Consider the following 10337-nt stretch of genomic DNA (forward strand, 5'->3'; position numbering starts at 1 on the left):
GGGTACGAAATCGCAGTGAGGTGAGACCACGTGGGAAACATCATAGTAGCATTTTCGAAGCCGCAGGACGGACGAAATATTAGAAATATACTCGTAAAACATGGAATACAGGTCACAGCCTCCTGCACATCGGGCGCGCAGGTTTTAGCGTTAACTGATGATTTGCGAAGCGGGATTGTGGTGAGCGGCTACCGGTTTGGTGATATGACCTGCCGGCAGCTTGCCGACCAGCTGCCGCCGGGATTTGATTTGCTTCTCATTGCTTCCCCAAGCCGGTGGAGCGGCGAAGCGATGGGAAAGATTGTCTGCCTGCCGGCGCCGTTTAAAATGGGAGATTTAGTTTCAACGGTCCGCATGATTGAGCAGACGCAGGCGGAAAAAAGACGGCGGATGCGCCGCCAGCCGCCGCAGAAGCGCAGGGAAGAGGATCAGAAAGCGATCGACACCGCAAAGGCTATTTTGATGGAGCGGAACCGGATGACGGAGCCGGAGGCGCACAAATATCTGCAGAAATGCAGCATGGACAGCCAGGTCAGCCTTATTGAGGCGGCACAAATGGTAATCAGTCTTTACAAAATGGCGTAAGATCCTTTACAATAGGATCAAAAAGGCAGAAGGAGCAGCAAAAACGATGAAATTTACAAAAATGCAGGGACTTGGCAATGATTATGTCTATGTCAACTGTTTTGAAGAAACGGTAAACGATCCGGAGAAGCTGGCGATTGCCGTCAGTGACCGCCATTTTGGAATTGGTTCCGACGGATTGATTCTGATTACCCCATCCGAGGTGGCAGACTGCCGCATGGATATGTACAATCTGGACGGTTCCCGAGGCGCGATGTGCGGCAACGGCATCCGCTGTGTGGGAAAATATGCGTATGACCACCATATCGTGGACAAGCCGCAGATTTCTGTTGAGACATTGTCCGGGATTAAATATCTGGATATGAAGGCCGAAAATGGCAAAGTAACGGCGGTCACCGTCGATATGGGCGAGCCGGAGCAGACTTCCGAGCTTCCGGAGAAGATCGAGGTAGATGGAACGGAGTACGAATTTACCGGAATTTCCATGGGAAATCCGCACGCCGTTCTGTTTATGGATGAGATTGATTCCCTGGATCTGGAGACGATCGGACCCAAATTCGAGTTCCATAAGCGTTTCCCGGACCGTACCAACACCGAGTTTGTCAAGGTTATTGACCGCACGCACGTAAAAATGCGTGTCTGGGAGCGCGGATCCGGCGAAACAATGGCATGTGGAACGGGTGCCTGCGCGGTTGCCGTTGCATCTATTCTGGCAGGGCATACGGAGGATGAGGTTGAGGTCGAGCTGCTGGGCGGCTGCCTGCAGATCCGCTGGGACCGCGAGAAAAACCGCGTGTTCATGACTGGACCGGCGGTGGAAGTGTTTAGCGGGGAGTATGAGGAATAATTAAACAGGAAACTTTGGGACTTCTTTCACATATGGTAGTAGTACAACGATATGTGAGAGGAGTCTTTTCTTTTGGAAGAAAAAAAGAAAGTGATGATAGATGCCGGGCACGGCGGAACGAAAGATCCGGGAGCAGTATTTGAGGATCGGATGGAAAAGGACGATACCCTGCGTCTGGCGCTGGCAGTAGGGAGGATTCTCGAGGAAAATGGGGTGAATGCCGTCTACACGCGGTCAACGGACGTCTATGACACGCCCTACCAGAAAGCAGAGATGGGAAATGAGGCGGGCGCGGACTATTTTGTTTCCCTGCACCGCAATGCGGCGAGTGAGCCGGGAAAAGGTTCGGGCGTCATGACGCTGGTGTACAAGACAGGCAGGGAATCAGAACAGCTGGCGGATTCAATCCAGGGAGAGCTGGCGCGCACCGGATATGTGGATCTCGGCGTGATCGAGCGCCCGGATTTGATTGTGCTGCGGAAAACGCAGATGCCGGCGGTTCTGGTTGAAGCCGGATTTATCGACAATCCGGAGGATAACAAGCGGTTTGACGCGCAGTTTGACGAAATTGCGGCGGCGGTTGCATCTGGGATTCTAAATGTAATCGATGACGACATGGATCGCCGTCCGGTGGAAGAGAGCGACTATTATTACCAGATCCAGACGGGGGCGTACCGCATCCGATCGCTGGCAGAGCAGCAGTTAGAAGAACTGCGCCGTATGGGATTCCCTGCATTTCTGGTGTACGATGGGACGTATTTCAAGCTTCGGGTCGGTGCGTTTAAAAATCTCGACAACGCCGTGCGGATGGAACGGGAACTGCGGAAGGCGGGATTTCCGACGGTGCTTTTGTATGAGAGGGAGGTGAAGTAGGGGAGAAAAGCTGAAAAACAGGCACTATCTGAAAATAAGAATAGAATGACTTATTTGATTGATTTTTGCTGTGCTTTTTGTAAAAATGAATGGAAAAAATTCCCTCATTATGGTATGCTGAAGATAGAAAGCAACATGCATTTTCTTGTAGATAAAGGGAGGGGTTTGGTATGTCAGAGAAGAAAAAAATTATCATCACGATTGCGAGGCAGTATGGAAGCGGCGGTGCGGATACGGGCAAAAAGTTGGCGGAAGATCTGGGGATCAGTTTTTATGATAAGAACATTCTCCGTATGAACTCAGATGAGAGCGGTATCAAAGAGAGCTATTTCCATCTGGCAGACGAGAAGGCGGGCAACCGGCTTTTATACAAGATTATCAATACATTGACACCGGAAAAGGGCGCACCGTCGTTCGGTTCCGATCTCATTTCAGCCGACAATTTGTTCCGCTTCCAGTCGGAAGTGATCCGGAAGCTGGCGGCGGAGGAATCCTGCGTCATCATCGGCCGCTGCGCGGATTATGTGCTGGACGGCACCGAGGGACTGATTCGTGTGTTCCTCTACGCGGATATCAAGGTGCGCGAGGAGCGCGTGCGTGAGCGGAATCTCTACGCGGACAAAGATGTCCTCAAAAATATCCACCGGATCGACCGGGAACGCCGCGATTATAATCGTTATTATGCAGGGCGCGACTGGGAGAAGCCGGAGAATTACGACCTTTTGATCAATACGACACAGATTGGTGTGGACGGGGCGGTTCAGTTGATTAAGGATTATTTAAAAATGAGGGGGCTTTTGTAAGGGAAAAAGAATGACTTCCACTTGCAATTCAATATAGTATCGTGTAAAATGGCACATACAGCCGGGCGAATACGAGAGTGTTTGGACGGCTGTATGTGCTGTTTTGCTATTATTACAAGTAAGGGGAAAATATGAAATATCAAAATGATATTGACAAAATGAATACGAACCGGAATTTATTTCTGATGTCGCTGCCGATCTTCGTGGAGCTGTTATTGCAGCTTTTGGTCGGAAACGTTGATCAGATGATGGTAAGCCGGGTATCGCAGCCCTCGGTGGCAGCGATTGTCAATGCGAACCAGATCATGAACCTGGTGATTATCGTGCTGAGCATGGCATCGACGGCGGTTACTGTGATTTTGTCCCAGTATCTGGGCGCGCAGGATGAAAAAAATGCATCCCGGACCTGCATGGTCTCGATCGTGCTGATCGGCGGCGTCAGTCTTGCGGCAACGATTCTGGTTTTTGCCGGGCACACGCCGCTTTACCGGGCGATCCATGTGCCGGAGGAGGTTTTTGATGAGGCGTCGCTGTATCTGCTGATTGTCGGCGCATTTATTCTGGTGCAGGGACTTTATCTGACCTTCTCAGCGATGATCCGCGCATTTGCCATGGTAAAGGAAGTCATGATTATATCAGTTATCATGAATGCCATGAATATTGTGGGAAATGCGATTTTAATCAACGGCTGGTTCGGAATGCCGCAGCTTGGGGCGGTCGGGGCGGCGATCTCGACGGATATCAGTAAGTTAGTTGGTCTGGCATTGATGATCGGAATGTTTTTCAAGAGCCACCGCGTCAAAATGGGAATGAGTTATCTGCGTCCATTTCCGGTGCAGATTTTAAAAAATCTCTGCCTGTTGGCAATTCCGACGGGGGTCGAAAGTTTTTCGTACAATCTCTCCCAGATGATGATTCTGGGAATTGTTAATTCCTTTGGCACGCTGGTTACTGTAACCAAGGGATATTGTACGATTTTTGCCAATATTGATTATGTTTATGCGATGGCGATCGCGACGGCAACCCAGATTGTGCTGGGCTACCTGATCGGAGCGCGCCGTCTGAATGATATACAGAAACGAGTGAATGCGACATTGAAGGTTGCGATTGCGGCGTGTGTCGGGATGGCGGTGCTGATGTGCCTGGGAGGTAAATACATTTTCCTGATTTTCACAGACAACCCGGAGATCATTGCGCTTGGACGGCGGATTCTGGTGATTGAGATTGTGCTGGAGATCGGGCGCGCGGTCAACATTGTTATGACCAAATGCCTGATTGCGGTCGGCGATGTCCTGACCCCGACCACGGTCGGAATCACCTTCCAGTGGGTCGTAGCTGCCGCCGGCTCCTGGTTGCTCGGCAGCAAGCTCGGCTGGGGGCTGGAAGGCGTCTGGATCGCAATGGCAGCCGATGAATGCGTGCGCGGACTCATTTACGCGGTGCATTTTAAGAAAGAACGTTGGAAGAAGAATTTTAAGGGCGTGAAGACGGAAGCAGAGTTGGGAGAGGCGTAGAAGATAAGCGAAGAAAGAAAGTGTGAGAAAAAATGAAAGAAACAGGATGGAAAAAGACAGCAGGGAATGGTTCTGATGGAAAAAGAACGGAAGGAAAGAAATCGTTTGGTCGGGGGGAGAAAACAACTGGATTTTCCAAGAATAGTGCAAAAGTGGGAGTCAATGGGGAAAAACAGGGAAAAGCTGCTCGTAAAGTGTCTGGAGTTGAGGATAAATGGGGCACACATGGGGACAGGAAACGAAATGTAGGGGAAAAAGACGGTCAGAAAACGGTTCGTGGTGGACAGCGTGGAAAAACAAAATGTCCGATTTACCGTGAGTGCGGTGGCTGTCAGTATCTCCATTTAACCTATGATCAGCAGTTAAAAGAAAAACAGAAGCGCATGGAAGAACTGCTGGGCGGTGTCTGTCCGGTTCGTCCGATCATTGGAATGGAAGAGCCGTATCATTACCGCAATAAAGTTCATGCGGTATTTGGATTGGATCGGAAAAATAATCCAATTTCTGGCATTTACAAAGAGGGGACACATCGGATTCTTCCGGTGGATTCCTGTCTGATTGAGGATCAGAAAGCAGACGAGATCATCGTGACGATCCGGAGTATGCTTCGTTCGTTCAAGATTCGTGTTTTTGATGAGGACACCGGATACGGTCTGCTGCGTCATGTATTGATTCGCCGCGGCTTCACAACCGGCGAGATTCTGGTCGTTTTGGTGACAGCATCCCCGGTATTCCCGTCGAAGAACAATTTCGTCAAGGCGCTTCGTGAAAAGCATCCGGAGATTACAACCATTGTTCAGAATATCAATGGAAGAAACACCAGTATGGTACTGGGGGACAAAGAACATGTACTGTATGGAAAAGGATATATCGAAGATGAACTCTGCGGACTCCGGTTCCGTATTTCGTCCCGTTCCTTCTATCAGATTAACTCAGTTCAGACTGAGAAGCTGTACGGAAAAGCGATGGAACTGGCAGGACTTACAGGCAAGGAGACGGTACTGGATGCTTATTGCGGTATTGGTACCATCGGTCTTATCGCCAGCAAGCACGCAGGCAAGGTGATCGGTGTAGAGTTGAATCAGGATGCAGTGCGGGATGCGGTGCAGAATGCGAAGAAGAACGGCATCACCAATGCACAGTTCTTCTGCAATGACGCCGGACGGTTCATGACCCATATGGCAGCCCGCAGCGAGAGCGCCGATGTCGTTTTCATGGATCCGCCGAGAAGCGGAAGTACCGAAGAATTTATCGACGCGGTAGCCCTGATGCAGCCGAAACGTGTCGTCTACATTTCCTGTGGTCCGGATACATTGGCACGCGATTTGAAAGTATTCGCAAAGCACGGTTATCGGGCGAAAGAAGCATGGCCGGTGGATTTGTTTGGGTGGACGGGGCATGTGGAAACAGTCTGCCTTCTGTCAAGAAAAGCCCAATAAATCAAAGGATTTCGCCATTTTGGGAATAAAATAGATGTGTGTTTCTGTTTCCGCAGAGTGATGATATATCAGGAGGTTTACCCCAGGGGATAGGCTTTGGAGAACGGGAGATATACATTTTGGCGAAAGAATACTTTTTCGCAAAAGCGGTTTTGTTAAAGGAGCGTATGATGAAGGAAATTGAACAGTTCGCAACCCAATTTCGAAGAGCGATTGACTTGGCTTTGGAAGCAGGGGAGTTTGATAACGACAGCATATATCGCAGATTTCCACGTGCTTGCTGCGGAGATACGAGTGATTTGTTAGCTCAGTATTTATTGGATAAAGGTATCAAAACAGATTATGTCTGTGGAACATATTGGGGTAAACCGGATGGAAACGGACAATCTCATGCATGGCTGATGGTAGACAAATATATTATTATAGATATCACAGGTGACCAATTTAGTGGCAAGTCTACTTTTCTTAATTATGACAAATCAGTTTATGTAGGTGAGGGAGATGATTTCCATAGGCTCTTTGAGGTTGAAGATAGAGATGTTCATGAGCATCGTGGATTGAGTGCTTTGGGTGGTTTTTGTGGACCGAGGCTGTGGGATTTATATAGAAAAATTCTAAAATACATTTAGTCAACCACTTTTTATGGGGATAAAACCATTACCCCACTTTGAAAACCTATTGCATACTTTCGCTATGCAGTATAAAATAAATGTTCAGGGGAATATTGAAACCGTATGTCTGCTTTCAAAGAAACCTTGATTTTCTGCGGTTTGTGGGATATTAAGGAACGAAAATGGATATGTGTTTTGTAGCCTTATGAATGAACCATTTGAATATCGCAGCAGTGGGGTGTTTTGAAACTCTGCTGAATAATAGGCTTTTGCTAAAAGGTATCACTTTTGTGAAAATGTATGATACTTCCTGGCAGAAGCCTTTTTATATAAAGATAACTTGACTTCTAAATCTTACTGATGTAATATTTACACAAGTGCAGTAGGATTGCGGACGAAATTTTTTTGTTGCGAAATCTTACGCATGTAATAAAAGGAAGGAGGAATGCATAGTACGATATACCCAGCAAAGAGAAATTTTTTTACTTAAAAATCTTACGAGTGTAATATTTTGAAGATATAGCGTACATTGAAAATAGAATATGACCATATCAGCAAAGCAAAATGAATGGAGGTCAATATGAAGAAAGGAAAAAGCAGAAACAAGCGAAAGAAAACAAGAAGCAGGCTCCTATGGATTGCGATTGCTGTTATAGGAATAGCTGCGGTAATTTCTGCAGTATGTGTGGCAGGAATGTTGGCAACAAAGGAAAATGCCTGGAAGACACCGGAAGAACTTCTGGTGGAGTACATGGATCATATTCCAAAACAGGAGTATGAAGAAATGTATGCAATGCTACATATTGAGGCATCGGGAAATGTCAGTCAGGAGGATTTTGTAACTCGAAATTCAGCTATTTATGAAGGTATAGAAGTCCAGAATATAGCTGTCCAGATTATTGCATATGACGAGGAGCAAATGACGGTAACCTACCAGACTTCTTTCGATACAGTTGCAGGAACTATCAGCTTTGAGAATAAAGCACTTTTCCTAAAGGACGAAGAAGGATATCAGTTAGTTTGGGATGATTCCCTGATTTTTCCGAATCTGGCATCTACAGATAAAGTAAGAGTTTCCACTACACAGGCAGAACGAGGAGAAATTCTGGATAGGAACGGACGTGTCCTTGCAGGAAAAGGTACAGCATCTTCGGTTGGAATCGTTCCGGGCAAGTTGGAAAACAGAGAGGAAGCAATCGCACAGATTGCAGAACTAGTGGAAATCACACCGGAAGCGATAGAAAAGAAACTGTCTGCAAAGTGGGTAAAGGATGATTCTTTTGTTCCCATTAAAACAATTCCAAGAGTGGAAGAAATTGAGTTAATGTCTATCAGTCCAGATGAAGAAGTCCTAAAGGAGAAAGAAAGGCATGAAAAGTTGCTGGAGATTCCCGGAGTGATGATATCTGATGTTGAAGTGCGTGAATACCCATTAGGAGAAGCAGCGGCACATTTGGTCGGATATGTTCAAAGTGTTACTGCGGAAGATTTAGAGGAGCATGCAGGAGAAGGCTATACAGCCAATAGTGTAATCGGCAGAAGCGGAATGGAGAGCTTGTTCGAGAGTGAACTGAAAGGCCAGAACGGTTGCAGGATTTACATTGTAAACTCGGAAGGCAAAGAGAAGGAGGAACTTGCTTGTATCCTGGTACAGCATGGGCAGGACATCCAGCTTACGATAGATACTGATTTACAGGTTTCCTTGCATGAGCAGTTTAAGGAAGATAAAAGCTGCTCGGTAGCCATGAATCCTTATACCGGAGAAGTATTGGCTTTGGTCAGCACACCGGCCTATGACAATAACGATTTTATTATGGGATTGTCGAGTGAGCAGTGGACTGTACTTAACGAGGATGAGAATAAGCCAATGTATAATCGCTTCCGGCAAGTGTGGTGTCCGGGGTCTACATTCAAGCCAATTACCGCAGCGGTCGGCTTGGAATCAGGAGCAATCGATCCAATGGAAGATTACGGCAACGTAGGCTTAAGTTGGCAAAAGGATGCATCGTGGGGTTCCTATCATGTAACAACACTCCATGCATATGAACCAGTCATTTTAGAGAATGCCCTAATATATTCCGACAATATTTATTTCGCAAAGGCAGCATTAAAGATTGGCTCAGAAGAGATGGAGAGTTCTTTGACTGGACTTGGTTTTAATGAGGAACTGCCATTTGAGATTAAGATGGCAGAGTCGCAGTATTCTAATTCAGAGGGAATTGAAACAGAAACACAGTTAGCAGACAGCGGTTACGGTCAAGGGCAGGTTTTGGTGAATCCATTACATATGGCATGTATCTATTCTGCTTTCTGTAACGAGGGAAATGTTATAAAGCCGTATTTAGTATATCAGAAAGACGCAGTAGCTGAGTATTGGATTCCGGGAGCCTTTTCTAATGAGACAGCAAGCCGTGTATTGGAAGGAACAAAAAAGGTTGTGAATGATTCTAATGGAACTGGATATGCAGCCCATCGGGATGACATTCTTTTAGCAGGAAAAACAGGTACGGCAGAAATCAAGGCATCGAAGGATGATACTTCGGGTACGGAATTAGGATGGTTTGCAATTTTTACAGCAGAAGATACGGTAGAACGTCCTATATTGATTATTAGCATGGTAGAAGATGTGAAAGGAAGAGGAGGAAGCGGATATGTTGTTAAGAAAGACAACCTGGTTCTGGAAGAGTGGTTTGGCAGCAATTAGCTTTGTATTAATACTTAGTATTTCGGGGTGCAGTGATGCACCCCCGGAAGAAAATACAGTTTCGGAAACGGTAATAGATGTTCAGGCTATTCAGGAAGAATCAGAGGAGGATGCAGATGAAATTATAAGCGTCTGCATTGATCTTTATGAGAAAGCAGAAGAAGAAAATAAATTAGCGGATTTGGAAACAATCCGTAGTATTGTAAATCGTCTTGGAGAAAATGGCTATTCGGCAGTTGACAGCAGAAATCAAATTAACATGACGGAACCAGAGAAGGTAGTGGAATTCTGCGAAAAGGTGGATGCACAGGAGGAAGCAGAAATAACGATTCTTGAAATCAGTTATTTGGGCGGATTTGTAAAATACGATTTGCACACAAAAGGCGGAAATGTGGATGTGGTCAGAAGCTATTACAAGTATGAAAATGGAAATATGAAAAGAGAGGTTATAGGAAACTATCAAGCGGAGTATTGGAATTATACAGAAGAAGGTTACCTGATGTTTTCCGGTGTTTGGTTTTCAGAAGAATTATATGTTCTTACATTGAGTGGAGCAGAGGAACATACCGCATTACGGGTACAGCCATTGGATGAAACATATAGGGAGTTGAGTCGGAAATATCTCAACCCAATCAGCTTTGAACGGAATAATATGTTCATTGTGGATTGGAGTGAGGAGGATTTCGGGGATTTGAATTTCTATGATATGTATGACATTCTTTATCCAAAAGTGAATGGTCAATATGCTCCCTATGTTGCTGATGACAACTTATCAGTCAGTGCAGTTTATCAGATTCCAAAAGAAGAATTTGAAAGTGTTATTATGAAATATTTCAACATTGATAGTGAAACGCTACAATCAAAAACCATCTATGATTCGGAGAATTTGACTTATGAATATAAGCCGAGAGGCTTTGAAGGTAAACGCTCCATACCAAGTACCCTATAAGCTAAAAGCCGC

The 10337-nt window shown here is 46.1% G+C and carries 9 protein-coding genes; all 9 read left to right on the plus strand.

All coding sequences use genetic code 11. The features are described 5' to 3' along the window. The first annotated feature begins 30 nt into the window (after nt 1-30). The 9 genes from PG862_RS08740 to PG862_RS08780 all read left to right on the plus strand — a co-directional run bounded on the left by PG862_RS08740 (nt 31) and on the right by PG862_RS08780 (nt 10325). The gene (locus tag PG862_RS08740; protein ID WP_118471876.1) at nt 31-585 is read left to right on the plus strand and encodes an ANTAR domain-containing response regulator; all 555 of its coding nucleotides are present in this window, start codon (nt 31-33) and stop codon (nt 583-585) included. Nucleotides 586-631: 46 nt separating this feature from the next. After that, nucleotides 632-1432: a diaminopimelate epimerase gene (gene dapF / locus PG862_RS08745; protein WP_270707138.1), complete on the plus strand. Its 801-nt coding sequence runs from the start codon at nt 632-634 to the stop codon at nt 1430-1432. A gap of 72 nt (nt 1433-1504) precedes the next feature. Further along, nucleotides 1505-2305 carry an N-acetylmuramoyl-L-alanine amidase gene (locus PG862_RS08750; protein ID WP_270707140.1) on the plus strand — a complete coding sequence of 267 codons (801 nt, stop codon included), beginning with the start codon at nt 1505-1507 and terminating at the stop codon, nt 2303-2305. A gap of 170 nt (nt 2306-2475) precedes the next feature. Further along, nucleotides 2476-3108 carry a cytidylate kinase-like family protein gene (locus PG862_RS08755; protein WP_022358543.1) on the plus strand — a complete coding sequence of 211 codons (633 nt, stop codon included), beginning with the start codon at nt 2476-2478 and terminating at the stop codon, nt 3106-3108. Between the two features lie 131 nt (nt 3109-3239). After that, nucleotides 3240-4622, plus strand: a complete 1383-nt coding sequence (locus PG862_RS08760; protein ID WP_118482005.1) for an MATE family efflux transporter — start codon at nt 3240-3242, stop codon at nt 4620-4622. 32 nt (nt 4623-4654) lie between these two features. Further along, a complete protein-coding gene (gene rlmD, locus PG862_RS08765; RefSeq protein ID WP_270707142.1) occupies nt 4655-6061 on the plus strand; it encodes a 23S rRNA (uracil(1939)-C(5))-methyltransferase RlmD in 1407 nt (468 codons plus the stop codon). Nucleotides 6062-6180: 119 nt separating this feature from the next. After that, nucleotides 6181-6690, plus strand: a complete 510-nt coding sequence (locus PG862_RS08770) for a hypothetical protein (protein ID WP_049889967.1) — start codon at nt 6181-6183, stop codon at nt 6688-6690. Between the two features lie 562 nt (nt 6691-7252). After that, nucleotides 7253-9376 carry a penicillin-binding transpeptidase domain-containing protein gene (locus PG862_RS08775; RefSeq protein ID WP_119247090.1) on the plus strand — a complete coding sequence of 708 codons (2124 nt, stop codon included), beginning with the start codon at nt 7253-7255 and terminating at the stop codon, nt 9374-9376. Beyond that, nucleotides 9324-10325, plus strand: a complete 1002-nt coding sequence (locus PG862_RS08780; protein WP_270707144.1) for a DUF6070 family protein — start codon at nt 9324-9326, stop codon at nt 10323-10325. The genes PG862_RS08775 and PG862_RS08780 overlap by 53 nt, the downstream gene beginning before the upstream one ends. The last annotated feature ends 12 nt before the right edge of the window (nt 10326-10337 follow it).

Origin of the sequence: Clostridium fessum, from assembly GCF_027698965.1 — a bacterium.
Classification (GTDB): domain Bacteria; phylum Bacillota; class Clostridia; order Lachnospirales; family Lachnospiraceae; genus Otoolea; species Otoolea fessa.